The 26273-nt window shown below is 60.6% G+C and carries 18 protein-coding genes and 1 pseudogene; 15 read left to right on the top strand and 4 right to left on the bottom strand.

Features of this window, described 5'->3' with window-relative positions:
• The 3 genes from ACK6AU_RS17495 to ACK6AU_RS17485 all read left to right on the top strand — a co-directional run.
• Positions 1-1810, top strand: a 1810-nt coding sequence (locus ACK6AU_RS17495; protein ID WP_409300289.1) for a Mu transposase C-terminal domain-containing protein, incomplete at its 5' end; no start/stop codon positions are given.
• Position 1811: 1 nt separating this feature from the next.
• A complete protein-coding gene (locus ACK6AU_RS17490) occupies positions 1812-2672 on the top strand; it encodes a TniB family NTP-binding protein (protein ID WP_241110055.1) in 861 nt (286 codons plus the stop codon).
• Between the two features lie 2 nt (positions 2673-2674).
• Positions 2675-3727, top strand: coding sequence for a TniQ family protein (locus ACK6AU_RS17485; RefSeq protein ID WP_346780108.1), 1053 nt, complete (start codon positions 2675-2677; stop codon positions 3725-3727).
• Between the two features lie 292 nt (positions 3728-4019).
• Here ACK6AU_RS17485 and ACK6AU_RS17480 read toward each other — a convergent pair whose 3' ends face one another.
• Positions 4020-5093, bottom strand: a complete 1074-nt coding sequence (locus ACK6AU_RS17480) for a site-specific integrase (RefSeq protein WP_103326310.1) — start codon at positions 5091-5093, stop codon at positions 4020-4022.
• A 117-nt stretch (positions 5094-5210) separates the two neighbouring features.
• On the opposite strand from ACK6AU_RS17480, the pseudogene ACK6AU_RS17475 reads away from it, so the two are divergent.
• Positions 5211-5588, top strand: a pseudogene (locus tag ACK6AU_RS17475) (DNA-binding protein); the annotation flags it as partial.
• Positions 5589-6389: 801 nt separating this feature from the next.
• On the opposite strand, the gene ACK6AU_RS17470 reads toward ACK6AU_RS17475, so the two are convergent.
• Positions 6390-8342, bottom strand: coding sequence for a sigma-54-dependent Fis family transcriptional regulator (locus ACK6AU_RS17470; protein WP_085597652.1), 1953 nt, complete (start codon positions 8340-8342; stop codon positions 6390-6392).
• A 200-nt stretch (positions 8343-8542) separates the two neighbouring features.
• Here ACK6AU_RS17470 and ACK6AU_RS17465 point away from each other — a divergent pair, with 200 nt between their 5' ends.
• From ACK6AU_RS17465 to ACK6AU_RS17415, 11 genes are all read left to right on the top strand, one after another.
• On the top strand, positions 8543-9601 hold the full coding sequence (locus ACK6AU_RS17465) for a phosphotransferase family protein (RefSeq protein ID WP_085597653.1): 1059 nt from the start codon (positions 8543-8545) through the stop codon (positions 9599-9601).
• Entirely contained in the window at positions 9598-9954 is a 357-nt protein-coding gene (locus ACK6AU_RS17460; protein ID WP_085597654.1) for a DUF6285 domain-containing protein, read from the top strand. Before ACK6AU_RS17465 ends, ACK6AU_RS17460 begins: the two co-directional genes overlap by 4 nt.
• Positions 9955-10003: 49 nt before the next feature.
• On the top strand, positions 10004-11176 hold the full coding sequence (locus ACK6AU_RS17455; protein ID WP_085597655.1) for an acyl-CoA dehydrogenase family protein: 1173 nt from the start codon (positions 10004-10006) through the stop codon (positions 11174-11176).
• On the top strand, positions 11176-11943 hold the full coding sequence (locus ACK6AU_RS17450; protein WP_085597656.1) for an SDR family NAD(P)-dependent oxidoreductase: 768 nt from the start codon (positions 11176-11178) through the stop codon (positions 11941-11943). The genes ACK6AU_RS17455 and ACK6AU_RS17450 overlap by 1 nt, the downstream gene beginning before the upstream one ends.
• A 94-nt stretch (positions 11944-12037) precedes the next feature.
• Positions 12038-13693 (top strand): long-chain-fatty-acid--CoA ligase, encoded by a 1656-nt coding sequence (locus ACK6AU_RS17445; RefSeq protein WP_085597657.1) that lies wholly within the window; start codon positions 12038-12040, stop codon positions 13691-13693.
• 262 nt (positions 13694-13955) lie between these two features.
• Positions 13956-15113, top strand: a complete 1158-nt coding sequence (locus ACK6AU_RS17440) for an iron-containing alcohol dehydrogenase (protein ID WP_085597658.1) — start codon at positions 13956-13958, stop codon at positions 15111-15113.
• Positions 15114-15125: 12 nt separating this feature from the next.
• Positions 15126-16457, top strand: coding sequence for an APC family permease (locus ACK6AU_RS17435; RefSeq protein ID WP_409300284.1), 1332 nt, complete (start codon positions 15126-15128; stop codon positions 16455-16457).
• A gap of 111 nt (positions 16458-16568) precedes the next feature.
• Positions 16569-17993: a gamma-aminobutyraldehyde dehydrogenase gene (locus ACK6AU_RS17430; protein WP_409300282.1), complete on the top strand. Its 1425-nt coding sequence runs from the start codon at positions 16569-16571 to the stop codon at positions 17991-17993.
• Positions 17994-18063: 70 nt separating this feature from the next.
• Positions 18064-19317, top strand: coding sequence for an aspartate aminotransferase family protein (locus tag ACK6AU_RS17425; RefSeq protein WP_409300280.1), 1254 nt, complete (start codon positions 18064-18066; stop codon positions 19315-19317).
• 90 nt (positions 19318-19407) lie between these two features.
• Complete coding sequence (locus tag ACK6AU_RS17420; RefSeq protein WP_409300278.1) at positions 19408-20787, top strand: aspartate aminotransferase family protein; 1380 nt, start codon at positions 19408-19410, stop codon at positions 20785-20787.
• Between the two features lie 81 nt (positions 20788-20868).
• Positions 20869-21789, top strand: a complete 921-nt coding sequence (locus ACK6AU_RS17415; RefSeq protein ID WP_409300276.1) for an NAD(P)-dependent oxidoreductase — start codon at positions 20869-20871, stop codon at positions 21787-21789.
• Positions 21790-21929: 140 nt separating this feature from the next.
• On the opposite strand, the gene ACK6AU_RS17410 is transcribed toward ACK6AU_RS17415, so the two are convergent.
• On the bottom strand, positions 21930-25055 hold the full coding sequence (locus tag ACK6AU_RS17410) for an efflux RND transporter permease subunit (RefSeq protein WP_409300274.1): 3126 nt from the start codon (positions 25053-25055) through the stop codon (positions 21930-21932).
• Positions 25052-26143: an efflux RND transporter periplasmic adaptor subunit gene (locus ACK6AU_RS17405; RefSeq protein WP_409300272.1), complete on the bottom strand. Its 1092-nt coding sequence runs from the start codon at positions 26141-26143 to the stop codon at positions 25052-25054. Before ACK6AU_RS17405 ends, ACK6AU_RS17410 begins: the two co-directional genes overlap by 4 nt.
• Between the last annotated feature and the right edge of the window lie 130 nt (positions 26144-26273).

The following is a 26273-nucleotide window of genomic DNA, read 5'->3' as shown; positions in this document are numbered from 1 at the left end:
CTTGACTAATGATCTGATTGAGGGCGAGCTTGTAGTCGCTAAAGGCAAGCTTGCTAAGATACAGCAAGTATTTAGCGAAAAAAATATAAGAGTGCAGATCGTTTCCACTGGTGCCGCATTAATGGTGGCAGGCTGTGATATTGAGCGAATTAGAAAGGAAAATTATGATAATAACGTAAGTCGCGACGCGAATGATTATACATCGGAGCAGTTGCTGGTTTTTGCTGAGCGCTACGATGTGATACAGAAGTGGCGAAGGGGAGAGTTAACCACCGCTGAGGGTGGTAAAGCGCTAGGGTTATCAAGAAGTTATTTTTTCCGATTGGCTAAGCTTTATGATGAGAATCTGGGGCCGTTAAGCATGGCTCTTAGGCGGAGAGGCAGAAAGAAAGGGATAACGCGCCTAACTGAAGATATGGAGACGATTATCTCCGATGCTACCAAAAGAATATTCAAAAATGGTTTCGCGAGCTTTAGTAAGGTATGGGTTGAGGTTGACACTACCTGCAAAGAAAAAAACCTAATCTCTCCATGTAAAGATACCGTGCTTCGGCGCGTAAAAATTTTAGTGTCAGAGAAGGAGCAATTTAAGCTAAAAAGGGGTAAAGATGCTGCATCGCAAAAGTACTCAAGTCGACCTGGGAAGAAGTTTATTTCAAGGCCCCTGCAATGGGTTCAGATGGATCATACGTTAGTAGATGTTATATTGCTGGCCGATGATCGTGTGAACATAATAGGGCGCCCTTGGTGGACTGCCATTGTCGATTTGAAAACTAGAGTTATCCTCGGCTACTATTTGAGCCTCCATACTCCATCCTCTGTGTCTGTTGCATGCGCATTAAGTCACAGTATCTTGCCAAAAAAAGAGTTTGCAATAAAGTTGGGCCTGGATCCGGCTGATTATTTTTTTTACGGTGTTCCTGAAGTATTGCATATGGATAACGCTTCAGAGTTTACTTCGCCAAAGCTGAAGTCTGGGTGCACGTCTTTCGGCATCCATCCTGAGTACAGGCCAATAGGGCGTAAGCATTATGGGGGGCATATTGAGCGTCTTATTGGAACTTTCATGACAACTAAAGTGCATCTGCTCAAAGGTACAACCATGTCTAACGCTGTTGCGCGCAGGGGGGTTGATAGTGAAAAGAACGCAACTATGACTTTCTCCGAATTCGTTAGATGGTTTGCGCGAGAGGTTGTTGTTTACCACTCGACAGTTCACTCCGAACTTGGTGAAAGCCCGAGGCAAGCATGGAACAATTTCTATGCGCCTGGCGGAGGCGTACCATACCCACCAAAAGTTGATCAACTAGACAGACTAAAACTTTATTTTATGCCTGAAGAGCTTAGGAAAATTCGTCCTGACGGTATAAGCCTTCATGGGTATAAGTATTGGGACCCTATCCTTGCTCCTTTCGTTGGTGCGCAGCATGCAGTAGTTAAATATGATCCATTCAACCTTAATGAAGTCTGGGTAAAGCTAAATGGTGAATTTTGTCCTATACGCTTGTCGGACCTTACGATTCAAGCATTAACGTACGAAGAGTATAGGGCTAGTAAACTCTATCGAAAACCTATTCGGGCAGGCGCTATTGATAGTGATGCAGGAAGAAAAGCCTATAGAGAAAAGCAAAAAATTGAGAAAGAGAGCGCAAGGCTGACAAGGCAGGAACGCCGCCGTTTAGCAGCCGAACAAATTTATCGTGAGTCATACCTTTCTGAGGAGACAACTACTCAGGAAAGGAAAGTTGATGACAAGAATCCTCCGCCTGATTATTCAGTGCGACCCAGAAGATTCACGCCGGAGAATTAGCATGTGCTCAGATCATGTCAGGGCTGACCTGCAGTACCTTTTATCCGCCACTTATGAGGAAAGGATTGCGGCCATATATAAAGAGCTGTGGGTAGATAATAATTCCAGCGAGGCTGTGTTTCGCATGATGAATAATATAGCCGATGTTCCCGCAAGGATGACTGCTCCTGCCTTATTGGTAGTAGGCCCGGGTGGTTCAGGGAAAACAGCAATAATTTCGCAAATTTACAAGCATGTAAAGAACAGTGAAAAGCTGTTATTTATATCTATGGCGGAATCTCCGGAGATTAATATCAAGAAGACCTTGAGGTCGGCGTTAGCTATGGCTCTCGAGCTTCCTCCTAGTTCAAGCGCGAGACCACAAAGCGGGACAGATATCCCTAACGAGATGCGCGAAGTGATCAAATTGAGGGGGGTCTGGGGTGTGGTTATTGATGAATTTCATGACGTGCTACTTCGCCCTAAACAGGAACAGAGGACAAGCATGTCCATTTTGAAAAAGTTAGTAGGCTCAGAGTATGGTTTAAAGTTGTTTTGCTTTGGAACGGTGATTGCTAGAAATGCGTTAAGGTCGAACGAAGAATTTAAAAGAAGGTTTCATGAAGTCGAACTTTCTGACTGGGTTGAGAGTGAAGCATTTCGATCATTTTTATTTGAGATTGAGGAATCACTCCCTTTAAAGCGGCCGTCGAATCTTTACTCTGAGAAAATGGTGAGACTTTTATTGTTTTTGGCGAATGGGCGAATGGATAAAACATTGGATGTGATACGGGGCGCCGCGTGCTATGCAATAAAAATGGAAGTTGAGCAAATCAATGAGGATTTACTTAAGCGCGCAGCAATGAGCCCTTGGGGTTACTAGAAGTGAAATTTAAAGGCCTGCCAAAGCCAGTCTTTGATGAGACTCTTACTTCTTGGCTTTTTCGATGCTCTGTCAATAGACGTTCTAGGGTAGGCAAACGACTCAGATTGGAGGGCCGTCCAGAAGCTTGGTGGGTGGGGATTGAATTGAAGACCGCTGATGCCGACATTGACTTTGTCACTGCCGAAAAAAAACTGCGAGAGGCAGGATATGAAACGAACTCCCTGATATTAGAAATAGTTTTCGGCCCGCAAGGGAAGCGTTTTGTAGAGTGGAACTTTCGCCGCTTATTTTGCGTTGAATGTTTGCGCCAAGATGTATCTGAGGGTCGCTTGCCAATCTGGAGAAAGAGTTGGTGTTATGAGTTTGCATCCGACTGTTTCGTCCATCGCAAGCAGTTGGACAGCCTCGTTGCTCCATTGCGCTACTCAAAAGCGTGGGATGCTTTTGTTCAACATTGTAAGAGTAATGCAAATCGTATCTCCAGCGCTGATATCTTCTTTGCTCGCCTACGAGCTAGCACGTTGAGCAGGATCGCCAAGGCTGCAGAAAATGGGACAGCAGAAGATCATTACGACTTGAGTAGCCTATTGAGCAGGCTAACCTGCATATTACTACAAGCACCTTTTAAAGGAACCCACGGTGGCTCCGCCAGGATACATTTCCAGGCTAGGCGTGGGATTCAATTTGCCGCGCCAAACTCCTTGTTGGAAAGTTTCTCTGTGGGCGCAGCGACTGCGGATTCCTCTAGCAGAATCGGCGGAATGGTAATTGCCAGTACGCTACTCGGGATCATTCCCGAATCTAGATTTTTAGAGTTTGTTCAATCCTATGAAGTAATGAATGTTAATTCCATACTGCCAAGAAACCTACTTCAGGCTGCAGCATTTCCTCAGTTGGATAGAATTGGATACGGTGTATTACATGATTATCTTGGCTATGTGCCGCGCTCAAGGTTTCCTGTGTTAGATCGGCATCTACAGTTGCAGGAGGATCGCTACAAGCGTGAAGGGGTATTCGATGGAAGGCCTTTAGGGTTGATAGATCGTGCTTAAATAAACTTTATCCGATTTGTTTCTAGATCGTCATACGCACGGGGTTGCTGATTTCAAAGGATATAGTTTGCTATAAATTGGGCTAGAACCGCTTCAAGCGGTCTCTGCTGGATGGCTTTTTTAAACTTCGACTTAGCGTACCGGAGGCTGATGCGATAGTTACATCGAGGATGATTAGTGGAGTGGGGCGCTCCAAACCGTGCTGGTCATCCACTGAGTGGAGCGACCCGACCATTCAAAGTCCGGCGCTGGCGTGTCTGTGCGCTAGGGTAGTTCCGCTGCAGGCTAAGGATTATTTGGCGCGCTCATTGGACGTCTCCATCGATAGCAACTGGCCGGCACGGCTGCCCAATAGCGACCCGGCTTGAAAATAGCCCATCACCGTAGTGATACTGCGGTGCTCAGTCATCGCCATCACCTCTCCCAAGGGCACTCCTTGACGTCCGGCCTCGGTGACAAAGCCCGAGCGCAGGCTGTGCGCTGCCCAATCCCCTTCAAGCCCGGCCAATTGCGCCCGACGCTTGACGATACGCGCCACCTGATCGCCTGACAGTCCAGTGCTGGCCACCCGACCGCCTCTGTACAGCCGACGGAACAAAGGGCCGGTCTGCGCAGGGGCCGCCTCCAGCCACACCTGCAGCGCGTGGGCCGCAGGCCCTTGCAAGGGCTTTTCCCGCCGCTCGCCGCCCGTGTCGGTCTTCGTCGCCCCCAACGTATACAGCCAGGTGTCTGAGTCCAAGCGACGGAGGTCCTGAACCTGCAGGCCAACCACTTCTGAGCGTCTGCGTCCGCCGCCACTCCACGCCAACAGCAACAGAGCACGGTCCCGGAGGCCGCGAATACCATCGGTACAGGTAGCGAGCATCGCCTGCAGCGGTTCCAACACCACAGCGGTTTTCTTGCGAACCGAGACGCCGTGGCGAGCCTGGGCCTTACGGGCTTCACGCAACAGGGTTTTCACGACCTGACTTTCTGCCGGGTTTTCCCATTGTTGCAGGTGATGCCACTTGGCCAGGACGGCCAGGCGGTGGCTGACCGTGCTGAACGCTAACGGGCCTGGTTTTCCCTTGGCGCCAGCGGCGACCAGCGCGGCATCAAGGTTCGCTGGCAGCAGGTGGCTCCAGCCACCCGCGCCGTCGGGTCGGGCAAGGTGGTCGACAATGAACTGCACCGCCACCTCCGGCGGCAAGGCGCCATCACCGAGTGCGCGCCGGTAACGCAGTTGCAGCCAGGCGGACCAATAGGCTAGGGCGCTCTGATAGCTGCGCACGGTGTTGGCCGCAGTACCGGCGGCGATGAATGCGTCTGCGGCAGCACGAGTGCTGGCGGCCAGTTCCGCCAGCACTAAAGGCGAGGAGGAGGGCATCGGTATCGGTTCTGTCAATGTCTTCTTGCTCAACGTTGCAATAGATTCGGATAACCTTTGCTTATCAGATCTAATATAGCTGGAGACGGGCCATGGCAGTAGGGTGCCGGAACTGACGTGTTTGCCCCCGCGGATGCTGTATTGGCTCGCGGCGAGCGGTCGACGGTGGAGCGGGTGCACTTGCAGCTCGGACGGGGTAGTCCGGCGCGGGTTGGTGCGTTGCTGGATCAATGATGGCAACAGTTGGCCGGGCGCTTGCGTGGTGAGACACGGCTGCCCGATCTGCCGAGGGAGGTGGCGCAGGCCTTTTTGACCATCTAGCAGCAGGCCGTCACCCTGGCCCAGAGCGTCACGGAGCAGGCGTTAGCCGGTCAGCGCCAAGTACTGACATAAGAGCGTGAGGCGGCGCTAGGCGCACTGGATGCCCGCCTGGCCAATCTGGAACACTTGCTGACTCAATATCAGGTGCAAATCGACGACCTGTGCAGGCAGCGCTGCGGTCTGCCGGCGTAACGTGACGAGGCGCATGCACAATTTATCTAGGTTCGTCAGCAGTGGCAGGGAAGCCTTGCACAGTCCGAGCATGTGCGTAGCGAGCAACAGCGCTACACCCAGATTTCGAAGAAAGGATGTATCGTGAGATTGATAAGGCCCGGGACGAGAGTAAAGGCCTACTTGGCACAAACGCTGATGCTATCTGACCAACTGGACCAGGCACGCCTCGCTGCAGTGCAGGCTGGCGATCAGTTCTACGCGCTGCAAGATCGACTGGACCAAGATAAGCCGGCAGAAACGCAGCGAAACTGCCTTGACACACTGTGCTTGCGCGGAGAATCAGAAGGCGCAATTAGTGCTGCTGCGGAAACCCTGTACAACAAACGGCGTCAGCACCCTTGATAGGCTCGTTGCGGGTACGTTACTTCGTGTAGGTTGAGCAGGCTATGCAGGGAGGCAGTCAACGACGAACGACAATTTACAGTTCGTCGATAACCGACCGATCACGCCACAGCAAGATGATCTGCTGGGTCGGACCGCATTTTCCGAGCGCTTGGCATTGGCGATCAATACCAAGAGAAACCGAGAAAACCTGGCGATCGGCCATGCCGAAGGTTGGGGAAGTGACAATCAAAAAATGCCGTAGCAATGGGTAGGCTGGAACAACTTAAGCAACGCAAAGATCCGAGCGGCGCTGACAAGCATTTGGCGAAGCTGCTGCTCGCGTGCACTGCTGTTTCAGCGCGATACAGTTGAAGAGTGCGGAGTAAAAGGGCTGCCTTGTGTATGCTTATTATGTATTCAACGCTCGGAGCGCAGTCGGCGCCACAATGTGGTCCGGCTGATGCCCAGGCGATGTGCCGCTTCGTCGAGGTTGCCCTGACAGCTTTCAAGCGTCTCTTGTACGTGACGTAATTGCGCGGCCTTTCCAACGCGGTGCAGATCCGTATCCCGTGGCGACTTTTTCCGTACCTGTGGCAGAGGGGAGCCTTCGCACAGTTCGGGCAGCACGCGGATCAGGTAATACTCATCCAGCCCCTGCTCGCTTAGCAGTTCGCGGGCCGAGAGCATCGCCCTCTCGATCACGTTCTCCAGTTCCCGGACGTTGCCTGGCCAGGCATAGCGGGTCAGGTACGGCAGCAGGGCGGTCGGTATCTCAGCTGCCCCCGGCGGCTGGCCCTGGACCAGCAGGCGCTGGCTAATGCCCCGGCAGATCAGGGCAATATCCTCTGGTCGCTCGCGCAGCGGGGTGGTCTGCAGCCGTAGGATGTTAAGCCGGTAATACAGGTCGCTGCGAAAATCTCCATCATTCATGGCGGCGTGCAGGTCCTGGTGAGTTGCTGCGATGATCCGTACATCGATGGAAGTCGGCTCGGTGCCACCCAGGCGCAGCACCTCTCGCTCCTGCAGCACTCGCAGTAGGCGGGTTTGCAACGATACGGGCATATCGCCGATTTCATCGAGAAACAGCGTGCCGCGGTGGGCCGTTTCGAGCAGTCCGGGCTTGCCGCCCTTGCGCGAGCCGCTGAAGGCGCCTTCCTCGTAGCCGAACAGTTCGCTTTCCAATAGCGACTCGGGAAACGCCGCGCAGTTGATGCCGACGAAAGGCCCCTGCTGGCGAGGGCTCTCGTTATGGATGCCCTGGGCCAACAACTCCTTGCCGGTGCCGCTTTCGCCGGTGATCAGGATGGTCGAGTGGCTGGCGGCGAAACGCTTGGCCATCTGCAGCAGTTCGCGGCTGGAGCGGCTGTTGCCGCTGAGTTGCTCAAGCCGGTAGCGGGCGGTGAATGCACCCGGGCGGCGGGTGGAGCGGATGCGCTGGTCCGCCCGCTGTACGGCGGTGATGTCCTGGCAGGTCAAGACCAGGCCAGTACGCTCGCCGTTTTCGAGGATCGGCAGCAAATTGCTAACCACCGCATGGGAGCCGAGACGGATCACCCGGTTTTCTTCGCCGCTGCCATCCAGCAATGCCTGTTGCAAGTCCAGCTCCGGGCACAGCTGCTGCAGTGGCCGGCCCAGGGCTGCACTGGCTGGCAGCTCCAGCAGGTGCGCCAGGGCCGGATTCAGGGATTGCACCAGGCCCTGGTTATCGACCGCCGCCACGCCAGTGGGAATGTGTTGCAGCACGGCGTTCAAATGGCGGCGCTTGGCGATCTCTACGCGCTGGCTATCGAGGATGCCCAGGGCCTCCTCGAGCGCCTTGCGTACTGTGTCCTCACTGAGCGACAGCACCCCATACAGCCCTGCCTGTTCCGCCAGCTCCACCACCGTCGACGACCCTATTATGCTGAGATAGCCCAGCCGGGCGGCCTGTTCGACTGCCTGGCGGGCTTCTTCCAGGGAGTTGTAGGCGGCCTGGTGAACCGGCACGGTGAACAGTGCATTCATCGCCTGTAGGTCGTGATTGATGCTGCTGTAGCTGAGCAAGGCCACTTGCGAGGAGTGCTCCCGGGCGTGCCCCAGCGCACGCAGCAGGTCAGCGCCGCCCACCTGCATGGACAGCACCGGTCGTGCTAGGTGCTTGCGCAGGTAGGCAGCGGTGGCGCCGGCGCAGACGAACACGTCGGCGTCACCGCGCTGTTCCAGCTCGCGGGCGGTCTGCAACGCTTCGGACACCGAGGTGTCGAGCACTTCGATATGGGTGTGGGGGTAGTCCGCGGCGAGCCCGGCCACCACCAGGGCAAGGCGGCTGCGTTGCCGGGGACGTTGCAGGTGGCTGATGAGCACGACGACCTGGGAGGCGGGGGAGTGCATGACTAGACCTGTTCATAAATGAAATGCCTCGATAGTGCAGTATTTCTTTCAAGTATGAAACGCGGCGCTGTTGCATCGCTTCTCACTGAGACAGCAGACGCCAGGATTGGCGTGGCTTGCGGGCGATCAGCGAAGAGTTGGCACAGGCATTGCTCCTGCTGACCTGCTAATTCAAAACTGAAGGCAGGGACCATCGATCCATGAGCAGTTCCCCTATGAGACCCACCACTGGCAACGCGCCCGCAAGCCCGACCGACGATCAGCGCCTGGTCGACTTCATCCGCGAGCATGCCGCCGCCACGCGAGTGGTCATCGATGCCCGCAAGCGCCTGAGCGGTGGCGCGATCCAGGAAAACTGGCTGCTCGAACTGCAGATCGAAGGCGGCCCATGGGCTGGTACCCGACACTGGGTACTGCGCAGCGATGCGCTTTCCGCGCTGCCGGCGAGCCTCGATCGCGAACAGGAATTTGCCGTGTTGCAGGTGGTCCACCAGGCCGGGGGAAAAGTACCGCGGCCGCTCTGGCTGTGCCGTGACCCGAGTGTTCACGGACGGGTGTTCTTCCTCATGGAGTTCGTTTCGGGGGTGGCTGCAGGGCGCCTGCTCAGCGCAGGGGCCGGCGCCCGCGGCCAGGCGCGGCTGGCGGCGCAACTGGGGGCCAACCTGGCGCGCCTGCATCAAATCCGCCCGCCGTGCGCAGCGCTGGATTTCCTGCCCGTGCCGGACCGTGCACCGGCCCTGAATACCATCAGTGCCTATCGCCGCTACCTCGACACCCTGGCCGAAGCTTACCCAGTACTGGAGTGGGGCCTGCGCTGGTGTGAACTGCACGCGCCATCCAGCAACGGTCTGTGCCTGCTGCATCGCGATTACCGCACGGGCAACTACCTGGCCAGCGAGCAGGGGCTGGAAGCGGTGCTCGACTGGGAATTCAGCGGCTGGGGCGATCCTTGCGAGGACCTTGGCTGGTTCACCGCCCGCTGCTGGCGTTTCACCCGTCCGGACCTCGAGGCGGGCGGTATCGGCCTGCTGGAGGATTTCCTGCACGGGTACCATGAGGTCTCGCCATTGCGCATCGAGCGCAGCCAACTGCATTACTGGCAAGTCATGGCGACCCTGCGCTGGGCAGTGATCGCTCTGCAGCAGGGGCAGCGCCACCTGTCCGGCGAAGAACCGTCCCTCGAACTGGCGCTGACCGCGCGCCTGTTGCCGGAGCTGGAGCTCGACATCCTCAACCTGACCGGCGGAGAAGCGCCATGACCCAGCCGAACGCTCATGAACTTCTGGAGATCGCACGCCAGACCTTGCTCGAGCAACTGCTGCCTGCGCTGTCCGCTGAACTGCGCTACCCGGCGCTGATGATCGCCAATGCCATGGCCATTGCGGCCCGCGAAAGTCGCCTGCAAGCCCGGGTCTGCAGCCAAGAACAAGAACTGCTGGGGGCCCTGACCGAGGGGGCCGGGCCGTCATTGCCCGAGACCCGGCGGCAACTTGCCCAAGAGATTCGCCAGGGCCGCCACGATGCAAGGCAGCAGCAGCTCGCCCTGGTCAAGGCGCTACGCCAAGTGACCGTCGCCCGCCTGGCGATCAGCAACCCCAAGGCCGTGCCCTGAGCGCCGCCCGTACCCTTTCCCCGGACCGACTGAAGAAAGAAGGACAGACATGAATTTCACCCTGCCGGACGAGCTGCTTGCATTGCAGGCCAAAACCCGCGATTTCATCGCTGAACAGGTTATTCCGTTCGAGAACGACTGCCGTCAGGATGGCCACGGTCCCAGCGACGCCCTGCGCCAGGAGCTGCTGGCCCACGCCCGGGTCGCCGGCCTGCTGACCCCCCACGCCAGCCGCGAAATGGGCGGGTTGGGCCTGAGTCATGTGGCCAAGGCGATTGTCTTCGAAGAAGCCGGGTATTCCCCACTGGGCCCGGTGGCCCTGAACATCCACGCCCCGGATGAGGGCAACATCCACCTGATGGACGTGGTGGCGACCGAAGCACAGAAGGACCGCTGGCTGCGGCCACTGGTCCAGGGGCATGTGCGCTCCTGTTTCGCCATGACCGAACCGGCCCCGGGCTCAGGCTCCGATCCCTCGATGCTGCGTACCACCGCCACCCGCGATGGCGACGACTACCTGATCAATGGCCACAAATGGCTGATTACCGGGGCCGAGGGCGCCGGGTTCGCCATCATCATGGCGCGCATGGAGGACGGCACGGCAACCATGTTCCTGTCCGACATGCAGCGCGACGGGATCATCCACGAGCGGCAACTGGACTCCCTGGACAGTTGCTTCACCGGTGGCCACGGGCAGTTGCGCTTCGACAACCTGCGGGTTCCGGCGAGCGATGTGCTGGGGGAAATCGGCAAAGGCTTCCGCTATGCCCAGGTGCGCCTGGCGCCGGCACGCCTGACGCACTGCATGCGCTGGCTTGGGGCCGCGCGCCGCGCCCACGATATTGCCTGCGACTATGCGCGCACTCGCGACGCCTTCGGCAAGCCGTTGGGCGAGCACCAGGGCGTGGGTTTCATGCTGGCCGACAACCAGATGGACCTGCACCTGGTACGCCTGGCGGTGTGGCATTGCGCCTGGGTGCTCGATCAGGGGCAGCGGGCCAATGTGGATTCGAGCATGGCCAAGGTGATCAGCGCCGAGGCGCTGTGGCGAGTGGTGGATCGTTGCGTGCAGGTGCTGGGCGGGCGTGGTGTGACCGGTGAGACCGTGGTGGAACGCATCTTCCGCGACATTCGCCCGTTCCGTATCTACGACGGCCCGAGCGAAGTGCACCGCATGAGCCTGGCGAAGAAAATCCTCGACCAGCGCCTGGGAGCCCACTGATGCAGCCGCTGCTTGCCCGAATGTTCGCCCTTGATGGGCGCCGAGCCCTGGTGACCGGGGCCTCCAGCGGCCTTGGCCGTCACTTTGCGATGACCCTGGCCGCCGCCGGCGCCGAAGTGCTGGTGACCGCCAGGCGCCTGCAGCCGCTGCAGACCCTGGTGGAGGAGATCGAGGTAGCCGGCGGCAGCGCCCGTGCCTTTGCCCTCGATGTGACCTGCCGCGATTATGTCTGCCGGGTGCTGGACGCTGCCGGCCCGCTGGATGTGCTGGTGAACAACGCCGGGGTGAGTGATAGCCAGCCCTTGCTGGACTGCAACGATCAAGACTGGGACCGGGTGCTCGACACCAACCTCAAGGGCGCCTGGATCGTGGCCCAGGAAAGCGCCCGGCGGATGATCGCCGCGGGGCAGGGCGGCAGCCTGATCAATGTCACCTCGATCCTCGCCAGCCGGGTGGCGGGCGCCGTTGCGCCTTACCTTGCGGCCAAGGCCGGCCTGGCCCATTTGACTCGCGCCATGGCGCTGGAACTGGCGCGTCACGGCATCCGCGTGAACGCCCTGGCGCCGGGCTACGTGATCACCGATTTGAACCAAGCGTTCCTCGCCAGCGAGGCCGGGGACAAGCTGCGCTCGCGCATTCCCGGCCGGCGCTTCAGCCAGCCGCAAGACCTGGACGGTGCCTTGCTGCTGCTCGCCAGCGATGCCGGCCGCGGCATGAGCGGCGCCGAGATCGTGGTCGACGCTGGCCACCTGTGCAGCAGCCTGTGAGGCGCCCGGGCGCCAGGACAACAAGAACCCGCAACGGTCAGGAGGTGTATATGTGTGTGCGATGCCTGGGCAATGTCTCGATGGAGTGGCAGTCATGATGACCTCGACCTTCGAGCACGAACTTGCCCCCAACCAAGCCAACCATGTGCCGCTGTCGCCGCTGTCGTTCCTCAAGCGTGCCGCGCAGGTGTACCCGCAGCGCGATGCGGTGGTCTACGGTGCGCGGCGCTACAGCTACCGCCAGTTGCACCAGCGCAGCCGCGCCCTGGCCAGTGCCCTGGAGCAGGTGGGGGTGCAGCCGGGAGAGCGGGTGGCGATCCTGGCGCCGAACATTCCCGAGATGCTCGAGGCGCACTATGGCGTGCCGGGCGCCGGGGCCGTGCTGGTGTGCATCAATATTCGCCTGGAGGCGCGCAGCATCGCCTTCATCCTGCGCCATTGCGCGGCCAAGGTGCTGATCTGCGATCGCGAGTTCGGCGCGGTGGTCCACCAGGCACTGGCCATGCTCGAGTCGCCGCCATTGCTGGTGGGGATCGACGATGATCAGGCCGAATCGGCCGACCTGGCCCACGACCTGGACTATGAAGCGTTCCTGGCCCAGGGCGACCCCGGTCGGCCGCTGAGTGCGCCGCAGAACGAGTGGCAATCGATCGCCATCAACTACACCTCCGGCACCACAGGCGATCCCAAGGGCGTGGTCCTGCACCACCGCGGGGCCTACCTCAATGCCTGTGCCGGGGCGCTGATCTTCCAGCTCGGCCCACGCAGCGTCTACCTGTGGACCTTGCCGATGTTCCACTGCAATGGCTGGAGCCACACCTGGGCGGTGACCCTGTCCGGTGGCACCCATGTGTGCCTGCGCAAGGTGCAAGCGGAAGCGATCCACGAGGCCATCGCCGAGCATGCGGTGACCCACCTGAGCGCGGCACCGGTGGTGATGTCGATGCTGATCCACGCCGAGCATGGCGGCACGGCGACCAAGGCGGCGAGCGTGTCGGTGATCACCGGTGGTGCCGCGCCGCCCAGCGCGGTGATCGCCGCCATGGAGGCCCGCGGCTTCAGCATCACCCATGCCTATGGCATGACTGAAAGCTACGGCCCCAGCACCCTGTGCCTGTGGCAACCGGGCATCGACGAGCTGCCCCTGGAAGCCCGCGCCCGCTTCATGAGTCGCCAGGGCGTGGCCCACCCGATGCTCGAGGAGGCCAGCGTGCTGGACCTGGACACGGGCCGTGCGGTCCCGGCCGATGGCGCCACCCTGGGCGAGCTGGTGGTGCGTGGCAACACCGTGATGAAGGGCTACCTGCATAACCCGGAGGCCACGCGCAGCGCACTGGCCGACGGCTGGCTGCACACCGGCGACCTGGCCGTGCTGCACCCGGACGGCTACGTGGAAATCAAGGACCGGGCCAAGGACATCATCATTTCCGGCGGCGAGAACATCAGCTCGCTGGAAATCGAAGAAGTGCTCTACCTGCACCCCGCGGTGGTCGAGGCCGCCGTGGTGGCGCGCCCCGATGCGCGCTGGGGCGAAACCCCGCAGGCGTTCGTCACCCTGCGCGTAGACGCCCTGGCCAGCACCAGTGGCGACGACCTGATCCGCTGGTGCCGCGAGCATCTGGCGCACTTCAAGGCCCCCCGGCATGTGTCGCTGATGGCGCTGCCCAAGACGGCCACCGGCAAGATCCAGAAATTCGTCCTCCGCGAGCAGGCCCAACAGGAGGCCAGCGCCGCCAACACCAAACCCTGATCGACCTGCAACCCCTGCACATTGAATAACAACAAGCACGTTGTCCGAGTTGACTGATGTTCCAGCTGTTGCACAGGCGCAAGCGGATGGCTTCTGGCAATCCGCGCAGCTCATGCCCGGCCTGGTCTAGCGGACAAAAAACACAGGAAGTGACCCAGCGCTACCCGCGCAGGGATTCGGGCTAGCCGTATAGCCCACCCGTTGTTGCTGCCGAGAACCGTTAAAAACGACAAAAACTGAACCTAACCGGCAAGAGGTCTGTATGAAATTCCAATTCCTACTCCCCACCAAAGTGGTCGTGGAACCCGGCCTGCGTGAGCGCACCGGCGAGCATCTGGATGAACTCGGTCTGCAGCGCGTGCTGATCGTGACGGATGCCGGGGTCAAGGCCGCAGGGCTGTTGACCAGCGTCTATGCCAGCCTGAACAGGTCGGGCATCGACTTCGATGAGATCGCCGACATCAAGGCCAACCCTCGCAGCGACGACATCAATCACACCGCAGAGGCCTACCGGGGCAAAGGTATCGATGGCCTCCTGGCCGTTGGCGGGGGCAGTGCGATGGACGCCGCCAAGGCCCTGAGCGTGCTGCTGACCCACGAAGGTCGGATCGAAGACTACGAGGGCTCTTTCAAGCTCAAGCACGGGGTACTGCCCATCGTGGCGATCCCTACCACCGCGGGCACCGGTAGCGAGGTGACGTGCTTCTCGGTGATCACCGATACTGCGCGCCACTTCAAGATGAACCTGCTGGACTACCGGATCGGCCCGGTGCTGGCCCTGCTCGACTCGCACATCACCGCCACGCTTCCTGCGTCGATAGCCGCCGCGACCGGTATGGACGCCTTGACCCATGCCATCGAAGCCTACACCTGTCGCGTGTCCAATCCGATCAGCGACGGCCTGGCCCTGCATGCCATTCGCTTGATCAGCCAGTACCTCAAGCCGGCAGTCCAGGAACCCTCTAACCTGGAGGCCCGTGAGCAGATGCTGGTGGCGAGCCTGATCGCCGGCATGGCATTCGGCAATGCCGACGTGGGCAGCGTGCACTGCATCTCCGAGGCTATTGGCGGCATGTACGACACGCCGCACGGCGTGGGCAATGCGATCTTCCTGCCCTTTGTCTTCGGCCACAATCTGGATGCGGACATTCTGCGCCATGCCCAGGTCGCCTACGCGCTGGGCATCGACCCCAGTCTCTCGCCCACCAATGCCGCCCAGGCGGCTGTCGACTACCTGTTCCAGATGAGCAAGGCCCTGGGCATTCCTCGCTTTGCCGAGGTGAAAGGGGTGCGTGAAGAAGACTTCCTGACGATCGCCGACAAGTCGAAGAAGAATTTTTCGGATGCCAGCAACGCCAAGGAGATGAGCGTGGAGACCTATCACGCAATCATCATCGCCGCTTACCAATTTGCCGGTTGAGGAGTGTCGATCATGAACGAAGCACACTCCGGCGCCTCGTTGAAGCGCACCCTGGGCCCGTTTTCCGTTTTGCTCTTCGGTCTGGCGTTCCTGGCTCCATTGATCGTCTTTGGAACCTATGGCGTGATTTCCCAAGCCAGCGGCAACACCACGGCCCTGTCTTATGCCATTGCCTCGATTGGCGTGATTGTCACTGCGTTGAGCTACGGGCGCCTGGTCAAGGTGTTCCCGGCTGCCGGCTCGGCCTACACCTATACCCGCAAGATGTTGAATCCCAATCTTGGCTTTATGGTGGGCTGGGTCGCCTTGCTCGACTACTTCTTCATTCCGATGCTGATCTGGTTGCTGGGGGCCAGTTATCTCAGCATGGCCTTTGCTGATGTGCCGCAGTGGGTATGGATTACCGGGTTCATTGTCTCCAGCACGGTGCTGAATGTGTTGGGCATCCAGGTGGCCAACCGCTTCAACATTCTGTTGATGGTGATCCAGCTGGCGATCATTGCCGTATTCATCGGCCTTTGCTGGCACTACATCGTCGCCGCCAATGGCCCTGGCGGGCTGCTGTCGGCCAAGCCGTTCTTCAATCAGGACGTGCCGTTTGCCACGACCATGGGCGGTGCCGCGATTGCCGCCTACTCGTTTCTGGGCTTCGACGCGCTGTCCACCTTGAGCGAGGAGACCAGGGACCCGAGCCGGACGATTCCGCGGGCGATTCTGCTGGTCGCCTTGAGCGGCGGCGTGCTGTACGTCGGTTCCTCGTACTTCATGTACCTGGCCCATCCCGCCATGGAGTTTGCCAACGTGGACGGCGCGGCGTTCGAGATCGCCCGGATGATCGGCGGGGATCTGTTCTTCGCGGTGGTATTGGCGGGCATCATCATCGCCCACTTCGCCGCGGGGTTGTCGTTCCAGGCCAGTGTGGGGCGACTGCTGTACGCCCTCGGCCGGGACAACCAGCTACCGCGCAAGTTCTTCGGCGTGTTGCACCCGCGCTACCGGACGCCGACGTTCAACATCCTGCTGTCCGGCGCTTTCGGCACTGTAGGTTTTGCCCTGACGATTGCCACCGCCACTTCCTTGGTGAACTTCGGGGCCTTCGTCGCTTTCACCGCGGTCAACCTGTGCGCCCTGCGGCTGACCTTCAATGCAGCAGTCAAAGACGGCGCCGGACTCCTGCGCGGTGTGATCTTGCCGGTCATCGGGGCGATCACCGCAGGCTGGATGCTGGTCAGTCTGGATAAGGACGCACTGATCATGGGGAGCATCTGGCTTGGCGTGGGCGTGGTTTACCTGGCGTGCCGCACGAGCTTTTTCCGCACCCCCGTACCGGATGCCCTGGCCTAGAGAACTGGCGGCTGGCGCAGTTGCGGAATCGTCGGCTGCGCTGCCATCGAACGCACCATCAATAGACCCAAGGCCAGGCACTGGCCTTGCCGTTCAACAGTGAGAATTGATATGCAAACCAAACTTCTGATCAATGGCGCTCTGGTGGCCGGAGAGGGCGAAAGCCTGGCCGTGTACAACCCCTCCCTGGGCCAGGTGCTGGTGCAGACCCGCGAGGCCAGTCGCGCCCAGGTCGATGCGGCGGTGCAGAGCGCCAGCGCCGCTTTTGCCGGCTGGTCGCAAACACCGCCCAAAGAGCGCGCGGCATTGATGCTCAAGCTGGCCGACCGCATCGATGCCCAGGCGCAGGAATTCGCGCGCCTGGAGTCGGACAACTGCGGCAAGCCGTTCAATGCGGTGCTGCAAGACGAGCTTCCGGCCGTCTCCGACGTGTTCCGCTTCTTCGCCGGTGCGGTTCGCTGCCTGCAGGGTTCGGCGGCGGGCGAGTACCTGCCGGGCCACACCTCGATGATCCGTCGCGATCCGGTGGGCGTGGTGGCCTCCATCGCGCCGTGGAACTACCCGTTGATGATGGCGGCCTGGAAGCTCGGCCCGGCGCTGGCAGCCGGGAACACCGTGGTGCTCAAGCCATCGGAGCAGACCCCGCTGACCAGCTTGAAACTGGGAGAGCTGCTGGCCGAAATCTTCCCCGCTGGCGTCGTCAATATCCTTCACGGACGCGGTGCTTCGGTGGGCGAGCCGCTGACCGGCCACCCGCAGGTGCGCATGGTGTCCCTGACCGGCTCGGTCAGCACCGGCAGCCGGATCATCGAAAGCACTGCCGACAGCGTCAAGCGTATGCACATGGAGCTGGGTGGCAAGGCCCCGGTGCTGATCTTCGATGACGCCGACATCGACGCCGCCGTGGAGGGCATCCGCGCCTTCGGCTTCTACAACGCCGGGCAAGACTGCACCGCGGCTTGTCGCATCTATGTACAGAAGGCCGTGTATCCACAGTTCGTGCGCAAGCTCGGAGAGGCGGTGTCTAGCATCAAGTCCGGGCTGCAGGACGACCCGACCACCGAGATGGGCCCGCTGATCACTCAAGAGCACCTGGAGCGTGTCGAGGGTTTTGTCAAACGCGCCCTGGAACTTCCGCACATCGAAGTGGTGACCGGTGGCCGGCGCGCCGCAGGTGCAGGGTTCTTCTTCGAGCCCACGGTGTTGGCTGGCGCGACCCAGGAGGATGAGGTGGTGCGCCGTGAAATCTTCGGCCCGGTGGTGACGGTTTCGGAATTCGAGGACGAAGCCCAGGCGCTGGCCTGGGCCAATGAATCGGACTACGGCCTGGCGTCTTCGGTATGGACCGCAGACATAGGCCGGGCCCACCGCCTGGCCGCTCGCCTGCAATACGGCTGCACCTGGGTCAACACCCACTTCATGCTGGTCAGCGAGATGCCCCATGGCGGCGTGAAGCTGTCCGGGTACGGCAAGGATCTGTCCATGTACGGCCTGGAAGACTACACCGTGGTGCGGCATGTGATGTTCAAGCACTGATACAAGGCATCGTGAATCCCCCGGGCAAGCCGCCTGCCGGCCGGGCCCGGATAACTGCAAGAGGCTATGCATGAACAACATCGAGACCTTTGAGAAACTCGAATCCAACGTCCGGATGTATTGCCGTGACCTGCCCCTGGTGTTTGATACCGCCCAGGGCAGCAAGATCCACGCCGAGGATGGCCGTGATTATCTGGACTTCTTCGCCGGCGCCGGGGCGCTCAACTATGGCCACAACGACCCGCGCATGCGCGATGCCCTGATCGACTATCTGTCGGCCAATGGGGTGACCCATGCCCTAGACCTGCACACCAGCATGAAGCGTCGCTTCCTGGAGTCGATCAAGCGCGACCTGTTCGATCCGCGGGGCTGGGACTACAAGGTCCAGTTCACCGGCCCCACCGGCGCCGACGCGGTGGAGGCCGCGCTGAAGCTGGCACGCAAGGCCACCGGGCGGACCAAGATCGTCTCCTTCTATGGTGCTTACCATGGCATGACCGCCGGGGCCCTGGCGGTGACCGGCAACCGCACTCGGCGCGGCGCCGGTTTGTCCTCCGAGGTGATTTTCGTTCCCTACGAGGACAGCCCATACGGCGAGTTCGACAGCATCGGTTTCCTCGAGCGCCTGGCCAATGACCAGGGCAGCGGCTCGGAACTGCCTGCGGCAGTGATCGTGGAGTCGGTACAGATCCAGGCGGGTGTGTATGCGGCCTCGGACAGTTGGCTGCAACGACTGCGCCAGTGGACCACTGAGCACGGTGTGATTCTGATCTGTGATGAGGTGCAGGCTGGCTGCGGGCGCACCGGGGACTTCTTCGGTTTCGAGCGCTCCGGCATCCAGCCGGACCTGGTGACCTGTGCCAAATCCATCGGCGGCTTTGGGCTGCCAATGGCAATTGTGCTGATTCGCTCCGCGCTGGATGTGTGGCAGCCGGGGGATCACATCGGCACCTTCCGCGGCAACCAGCTGGCGTTTCTCACCGCCCAGATCGCGCTCGGCTACTGGCACGACGAGCAATTCCTCAAACTGCTCGCCGAGAACACTGCGCTCATGGCGCGAGCGGTCGCCGACATCGCCGAGATTCCGGGCGTGGTCGGTGCACGCTGCCGCGGCATGGTGGCCGGCATCGACTTCGGCCGTGGCAATGTTGCGCTCAGCAAGGATGCCCAGCAGCGTGCGCTTCGGGCAGGCCTATTGGCGGATCGCTGCGGCCCGAACGGAGAAATCATCAAGCTGATGCCTCCCATCAACACACCCACCGATCAGCTTGCACAAGGCTTGAGGATCTTCGCCGAGTCAGTGGCGGCAGCGCTGGGCAAGTAAATGGATCAGGACGCCAGGGCAGCACGTGGGCATGCCCGTGCTGCAAAGGGGCCAGTGATCGGCAACCCGTCACAGGAGGAAAACCAGCTGATGAAAAGTGTCGCTTCAACCAAGCAGAACGATCTGTCGTTCCTTATCCATCCCTATACCAACTTGGCCCTGCACCGCGAGGTCGGGCCTGTCGTCATCGCCAAGGGTGATGGCATACGGGTGATCGATGACCAGGGCAATGCCTATATCGAAGCCATGTCGGGCCTCTGGAGCACGGCATTGGGGTTCAGCGAACAACGCCTGGTCGATGCGGCCATGGAGCAGTTCAAACAGCTGCCGTACTACCACAACTTCAGTCACAAGACCCATGCTCCCGCCGCGGCTCTGGCCGCCAAGCTGGCTGAACTCGCCCCCGGTGACTTGAACCATGTGTTCTTCACCAATTCCGGTTCCGAAGCCATCGACTCGGTGGTGAAGGTGGTCTGGTACCTGAACAACGCACTGGGCAGGCCCGCGAAGAAAAAATTCATCGCTCGCCAGCAGGCCTATCACGGAACCACCGTGGCTTCGGCGAGCCTGACCGGTATCCCGTCGATTCATCGCGACTTCGATCTTCCGGCGATTCCCGTACACCACCTGACCTGCCCGAACTATTACCGTCTGGCCAAGCCCGGGGAAAGCGAAGAGGCGTTCTCGATGCGCCTGGCGCACGAGCTGGAGCGGCACATCCTGGCTGAGGGGCCGGAGACCATCGCCGCCTTTATCGGCGAGCCGCTCATCGCCGCGGGCGGAGTGCTGCCACCTCCCAAGGGCTACTGGGCGGCGATCCAGGCGGTGTGCAAGCGCTATGACATCCTGCTGGTGATCGACGAGATCGTCACCGGCTTTGGCCGGCTGGGCACGATGTTCGGTGCTCAGCTCTACGATATCCAGCCCGATATCATGGTGCTTTCCAAGCAGCTCACCTCGTCCTATCAGCCGCTGGCGGCCTTGCTGGTGTCCGATGCCATCAATGAGGTTCTGGTGAGCCAGAGCGATCGCCTGGGGGCGTTCGTGCATGGCTTGACCACCAGCGGTCATCCCGTCGCCACGGCCGTGGCCCTGGAAAACATCAGCATCATTGAAGAGCGTGACCTGGTTGGCCATGTCCAGCGTTTGGCTCCGGTGTTCCAGAGCCGGCTGCGGGCTTTCGAGGATCATCCCCTGGTGGGCGACGTGCGCGGAGTAGGGCTGGTGGGCGGGATCGAGCTGGTGGCGAACAAAGCGCAGAAACAACCGTTCAGCCAGCCGGGAATCCTGGGCAGCTACATCTTCAAGCAAGCCCACAAGCATGGGCTGATCATTCGCTCCATATACGACACGGTCGCCTTCTGCCCGCCGCTGATAACCACGGAGGAGGATATTGACGCCATCTTCAGCGCATTCGAGCGGACCTTGAGCGACGCAACGGACTGGGCGCGGTCACAGAACCTACTTTGAACCAAGGCCTGCACAGCCACCCCGCTGGCTGTCCAGGCAACCCCACAGAGCAGGTAAAACAACAACCATGAGGGTTTGACTGTGCACGAGCAAAATGAAGCGAGCTTCGACTTTGATGTGTCCGTGGTGGGACTTGGCGCCATGGGAACGATCATGGCGCAAGCCTTTCTCAAACAGGGCAAACGCGTAGCGATTTGGAATCGATCACCCGGCAAGGCCACAGCGCTGGTGGCCGCTGGCGCTCACCTCTGCGACTCTGTCGAGGCCGCGCTCGACGCCAGCCCGGTTGCGGTCTTCGTGCTTCTGGACAACCAGGCAACACTTGAAGTGCTGGGGATGGCGGGGGTGACGCGTGCACTCGCCAATCGCACGATCGTCGACTACACCACCAGCGCCGAAGAAGAGAGCCTGGAGCTTCAGGCACTCATCAATCGGGCGGGCGGTCACTATCTCAAAGGGACGATAGTGGCCTACCCACGCAATGTCGGTCATCGTGAAAGCCACTGCATCCATACTGGCGAACGTGAAGCCTTCGAACAGCATCGGGCACTGCTTGAAGTACTTGCCGGCCATGCAAGCTTCCTTCCCTGGGAAGAGGCCTTCGCCTTTGGAACCGTGCTTCACGCACATGCATTCGCCGCCATGGTTACGTTTTTCGAGGCCGTGGCTGCGAGCGAGCGATTTGGCCTGTGCAACACGGCGACGCCCCGACGCCTGCTCGATACGTCGCGCTTTTTTATCGCCGACGCACTCGAGGAAGCGGTACGCCGGCTCGAAACAGGGGACTTTGCAGGCGATCAGGCGAGGCTCGATGTGCACGCGGGCGCCTTTGCCAACATTGCCCAATCCCAGCATGCACAAGGCGCCTGGACGCCGGTATTCGACGCGGTGTGCCAGGTCGCGCAGCGTGCGCTATTGATGGGCTACGGCGATCAGGACATCGCGGCCGCCACCCAGGTGTTCGCAACGAGTGCCCCCTTACAAGAGCCGCGCGGTAACTGACGGGGCATCGCGATTGCTTTACCGTTGATCCTGTTCGATGTACCTGGGCATTCATCCCATTGCCTCACCGAGGCAATGGGATGTTCATTATCGACCCAGCAGCATCATCCATGCAGCAGTGTGGATCTACAGTGGGAGGTTCATGCGCCGGTGGCGGGTTCTTCATGAACAGTATCCGAGGAGGACCCTGGTGCTTGCCTTGGCCGGTTTTCCCATTGCAGCAGAAGGGAAATGCCACAAGGTAAAACCGTCAAGGTCACTATTGTCGCCACGGCCAACCCACCAATCACCGCATAAGCCATAGGGCCCCAGAATATCTGCGGGGCGATCGGGATCATGCCGAGGATAGCGGCGCAGGCGGTCAACAGAATCGGCCGGGCGCGGTGCATCGAGGCGTGCACTATGGCCTCGGAGGGGGATTGGCCAAGCCGCATGTTGATGTCGACCTCCTCAATCAGGATGATCGCGTTGCGCACGATCATGCCCACCAGGGCGATGACCCCCAGCTGCGCGACAAAACCCATGGGCGTTGCCGTCGGCAACATGGCCAGAACCACACCGATGAGCCCGAACGGAGCCATCGCCAACGCCAGGAACATGCGCGAGAAACTGCGCAGTTGCACCATCAGCAGCACGCACATCACCAGTGCCGTGATGGGCAGCACGGCGGCGAGTGATTTGCTGCCCTTGGCCGCTTCCTCGACTGCGCCGCCGACTTCAACCTTGTAGCCCTTGGGCAGCTCGGCAGAGAACCGTGACACGGCAGGCGCCAGTGCTTGAACCACGGTGGCCGCCTCGAGCCCTTCGCGAACGTCGCCCTGTACGGTGATCAGGGGCAGGCGCTGGCGGCGCCAGACGATGGGGTCTTCCACGCCGAAACTGAGCTTGGCGATCTGCGTCAAGGGAACGCTATGGCCAGCTGCCGTGCGCAACTGGAGATTAGCGAGGGTTGCCAGGTTGGTGCGTTCGCCGATTTGCGCGCGGATCACCACATCGATAAGCCGCTCCTGATCGCGCACCGTGGTGACCGACGAGCCGGAGAAGATGGTTGCCATGGCACTGGCGATGTCTTCCGAGGAAAGCCCCAATGCCCGCGCCTGGGTCTGGTCGACTTCGACCCGCACGCTGCGTTGTGGCTCGCCGGACAGCAGATGCACCTCTCGGGTGTCGTGGTTGGCAGAGATCAGGTTGGCCAGGCGCGTGGCGATATCACGCACCTGGTTCTGATCGGGGCCAGTGACGCGGTACTTGAGCGGCCAGCCTACCGGAGGGCCGAGTTCCAGCGGCGTCGCACGGGCGATCAGCCCGGAGAACTGCGTCTTGAACGCCTCAGCCAGCCTGGCCTGCAACGCATCACGCTGCTTGACGCTTTTGGCCACCACCACCGTCTGGGTGACGTTCTCGTTCTGCAGCAGCACCTCCATGGGCAGATAGAAACGAATGGCGCCGGAGCCGATGTAGGTGGAGAAGCGCTCGACATCCGGGTCGTTCTTCAGCAACTCCTCGAGTTTTGAGGCCTGGCGTATGGTTGCATCCAGCGAGGCATTCTGCGGCAGCGTCAGGCTGACCAGCAGTTCGGGGCGGTCGGAGGGCGGGAAGAACTGCTGTTCGAGGTAGCTTGCCCCGCCGAGCGACGCCACGAAGGCCGCGCCGGCAAAGCCCAGGGTCAGCGCCCGATGCTTGAGGGCCCAGGCCAGCGCCCGTTCGTAGGCGTTCATCACGCGCCCGCCGCCATGCCCGTGATGGGGCATCGACTTGGGCAGGATCAGGGTCCCGAGCAAGGGCGAGAACAGCACCGCAACCACCCAGGAAGCCGACAGCGAGATCAGCACCACCATAAACATCGAGTAGCAGTATTCACCCGCGCTCGAGGCGGCGAACCCCACCGGGATGAACCCGGCGATCATCACCAGGGTGCCGGTCAGCATCGGGAAGGCAGTTGAATCGTAGGCGAAGCTCGCTGCCCGCTTGAGGTTCCAGCCTTCTTCGAGTTTGCCGACCATGGCCTCGACGGTGATCATCGCGTCATCCACCAGCAGGCCGAGGGCGATGATCAAGGCCCCCAGCGAGATGCGTTGCAGGCCGATGCCTGTCAACTCCATACCGATAAAGGTCATGGCCAGAACCAGAGGGATCGAGAGGCTGACCACCAGCCCCGCGCGCACGCCGAGCGAGAGAAAGGACACCGCGAGCACGATCGCCACCGCTTCGGCGAGGACCGTCAGAAAACCACTGACGGCCTGCTTCACCACGGTCGATTGGTCGGCGACCTGGATCATCTCGATACCGTGGGGCAGGGAGGCCTTGACCTCATCCATGCGGTTGCGAACCGCTTCGCCAAAATTCAGCAGGTTGCCACCCGAGGCCATCGAGATGGCAAGGCCTAGGGCTTTCTCGCCATTGACCCGGAACAGCGGGGCTGGCGGGTCGGCCGGAATTCGCTGGACAGTGGCCAGCTCGGTGAGGGGCACGAAACGCTCGTTTGCCCGCAGCGTCACATTGCGCAGGCTCTCCTCGGAGGCGAAGCCGCCACTGACGCGCAGGGCGATCTTGTCCTCGGCCAGCCGCACCGTGCCAGAAGGTATCACCGCGTTCTGCGCCTTCAAGGCCCGTAGGACGGCTTCTTCATCAAGCCCGAAGGCGGCCAGCCGGCCAGGGGAGAACTCGATGACAATCTGCTCTTCCTGTACTCCCAGCAACTGCACCTTGCCGATTCCGGGAATCCGCAGCAGCTCCGCACGCACGCCTTCGAGGTAGTCACGCAGTTCACGGTCGGAGAACCCCTCGGCGGTGAAGCCGAAGATCTGCCCGTAGGTGTCGCCGAATTCGTCGTCGAAGGAGGGGCCCTGCACGCCGCTTGGCAGCGTGGCGGTGATGTCGGCCATCTTCTTGCGAACCTGATACCAGGCATCGGGAACCACTCGCGCCGGCGCATCGTCGCGCAGGTTGACCATGATCACGGTTTCGCCAGGGCGCGTGTAACTGTCGAGCCGGTCGAGATAGGGGATCTCTTCGAGCTTCTTCTCCAGGCGGTCGGTCAGGAGTTTCGTCGTGTCGTCGATGGTCGCTCCGGGCCAGTGGGCGCTCACGACCATGGTCTTGATGGTGAAGGCCGGGTCTTCGTTGCGACTCAGCTTGGCATAGCTCAGCGCACCACCGACCAGGGTCACCAGCATGAGGAAGAACATCAGTGGCATCTGGCCGATCGACCAGGCCGAGAGGTTGAAGCCGCGGGAATCTGCAGGCGGGGTCGGGCTGGGTTTCATTGGGCCACCTCGGCAGTATCGTAGACGACCTTTTGCCCGGTCCGGAGCTTGCTGACCCCGGCCGTTACCACTGCATCGCCTTCGCTCAATCCGGACTCGACCAGTGCTTGCGTGGCGGTATAGCGGGTGACGACCACAGGTTTGCGAACCAGCAGGTGATCGGAGGGCTGAACCACAAAGACTGCCGGCTTGCCGTCCTCGCTCGTCAGGGCCGAGGCGGGGAGAATGAACAGGGTTTTGCCGGGCAACAGCAGACGGCCTGTCACGGTGGCTCCCAAAGTCATGGCCGGCGGGGTTTGCGGCAGCGCAATGCGCACCCGATAGGTGCGGGTGGCGGCATCTGCGGTTGGGCTGGAATCACGGATCGAGCCAATGACCTTGATCTTGGGGTCCGACACCAGCGCGACTTCGACTTTCACGTCCGAGACCACTGAGGTGTAGAGGCGCTCAGAGATATTGAAGACCGCGTCACGCTCCTGCGTCGAGGCGAGCTTGAACGCCAGCTGACCGGCATCGATCACCTGGCCGTTATTGACCATCACCGCGCTGACGATGGCGGCATCGGGCGCACGCAACTCGGTGTAGCTCAATTTGTTGCGTGCCGTGAGCAGCCCGGTTTTCGCGACATTGAGCCTTGCGTTGGCCGCCCGCCAGTTGGCTGCTGCCTCATCCACCCGGGCCCGTGCAACGAACTGTTTGTCGAAGAGCATGCGCTGGCGATCAAGCCCCGAGCGGGCAAATTCTTCTGCCGCTTCCGCGCTGCGCACTTCGGCCTCGGCCACCCGTACCTCATTCTGCACATCATTGGGATCGAGCGCGGCTAGCACCTGCCCCTTGGAAACGACCGTCCCGACGTCAACGCTACGGGTCGCAATGCGCCCCGCGATACGAAAAGCCAGATCGGTCTCGATATGAGCGCGGATCTCGCCCGTCTGGGCAACTTCTTCGCCTATCACCCCAGGCTTGGCGATCACCGCACGGACGGGGCGCGGGGCCTCTTCCGTGCGTTTTTCTTCCTGGCAACCCGTAAGGAGCAGGCCAAGGCCGCACACCAAGCCACATACCCGTAATGCCGTAAGCACGCTCATTTATTTTTTTCCCGATCTAGTAAGACACGCAAGTCAAGGTGTTCACCCTCAAGTAAACCCAGCCACTCTTTGAAACAAGCCAATGAAGGTCAGCTCGAGTCCCCGTCAGCTCACTGCAAGGCTAGTGGAA

The sequence above is a fragment of the Pseudomonas sp. KCJK8993 genome (assembly GCF_046230915.1).
In the GTDB taxonomy this organism is placed as follows: domain Bacteria; phylum Pseudomonadota; class Gammaproteobacteria; order Pseudomonadales; family Pseudomonadaceae; genus Aquipseudomonas; species Aquipseudomonas piscis.
This window is presented reverse-complemented; position numbering and strand designations above follow the sequence as displayed.

Bases quoted from the DNA above. Each gene is read 5' to 3' on its own strand.
- ACK6AU_RS17490 (WP_241110055.1), top strand. From the start codon at position 1,812: ATGTGCTCAGATCATGTCAGGGCTGACCTGCAGTACCTTTTATCCGCC.
- ACK6AU_RS17480 (WP_103326310.1), bottom strand. From the start codon at position 5,093: ATGCCCTCCTCCTCGCCTTTAGTGCTGGCGGAACTGGCCGCCAGCACT.
- ACK6AU_RS17470 (WP_085597652.1), bottom strand. From the start codon at position 8,342: ATGCACTCCCCCGCCTCCCAGGTCGTCGTGCTCATCAGCCACCTGCAA.
- ACK6AU_RS17465 (WP_085597653.1), top strand. From the start codon at position 8,543: ATGAGCAGTTCCCCTATGAGACCCACCACTGGCAACGCGCCCGCAAGC.
- ACK6AU_RS17460 (WP_085597654.1), top strand. From the start codon at position 9,598: ATGACCCAGCCGAACGCTCATGAACTTCTGGAGATCGCACGCCAGACC.
- ACK6AU_RS17455 (WP_085597655.1), top strand. From the start codon at position 10,004: ATGAATTTCACCCTGCCGGACGAGCTGCTTGCATTGCAGGCCAAAACC.
- ACK6AU_RS17450 (WP_085597656.1), top strand. From the start codon at position 11,176: ATGCAGCCGCTGCTTGCCCGAATGTTCGCCCTTGATGGGCGCCGAGCC.
- ACK6AU_RS17445 (WP_085597657.1), top strand. From the start codon at position 12,038: ATGATGACCTCGACCTTCGAGCACGAACTTGCCCCCAACCAAGCCAAC.
- ACK6AU_RS17440 (WP_085597658.1), top strand. From the start codon at position 13,956: ATGAAATTCCAATTCCTACTCCCCACCAAAGTGGTCGTGGAACCCGGC.
- ACK6AU_RS17435 (WP_409300284.1), top strand. From the start codon at position 15,126: ATGAACGAAGCACACTCCGGCGCCTCGTTGAAGCGCACCCTGGGCCCG.
- ACK6AU_RS17430 (WP_409300282.1), top strand. From the start codon at position 16,569: ATGCAAACCAAACTTCTGATCAATGGCGCTCTGGTGGCCGGAGAGGGC.
- ACK6AU_RS17425 (WP_409300280.1), top strand. From the start codon at position 18,064: ATGAACAACATCGAGACCTTTGAGAAACTCGAATCCAACGTCCGGATG.
- ACK6AU_RS17420 (WP_409300278.1), top strand. From the start codon at position 19,408: ATGAAAAGTGTCGCTTCAACCAAGCAGAACGATCTGTCGTTCCTTATC.
- ACK6AU_RS17410 (WP_409300274.1), bottom strand. From the start codon at position 25,055: ATGAAACCCAGCCCGACCCCGCCTGCAGATTCCCGCGGCTTCAACCTC.
- ACK6AU_RS17405 (WP_409300272.1), bottom strand. From the start codon at position 26,143: ATGAGCGTGCTTACGGCATTACGGGTATGTGGCTTGGTGTGCGGCCTT.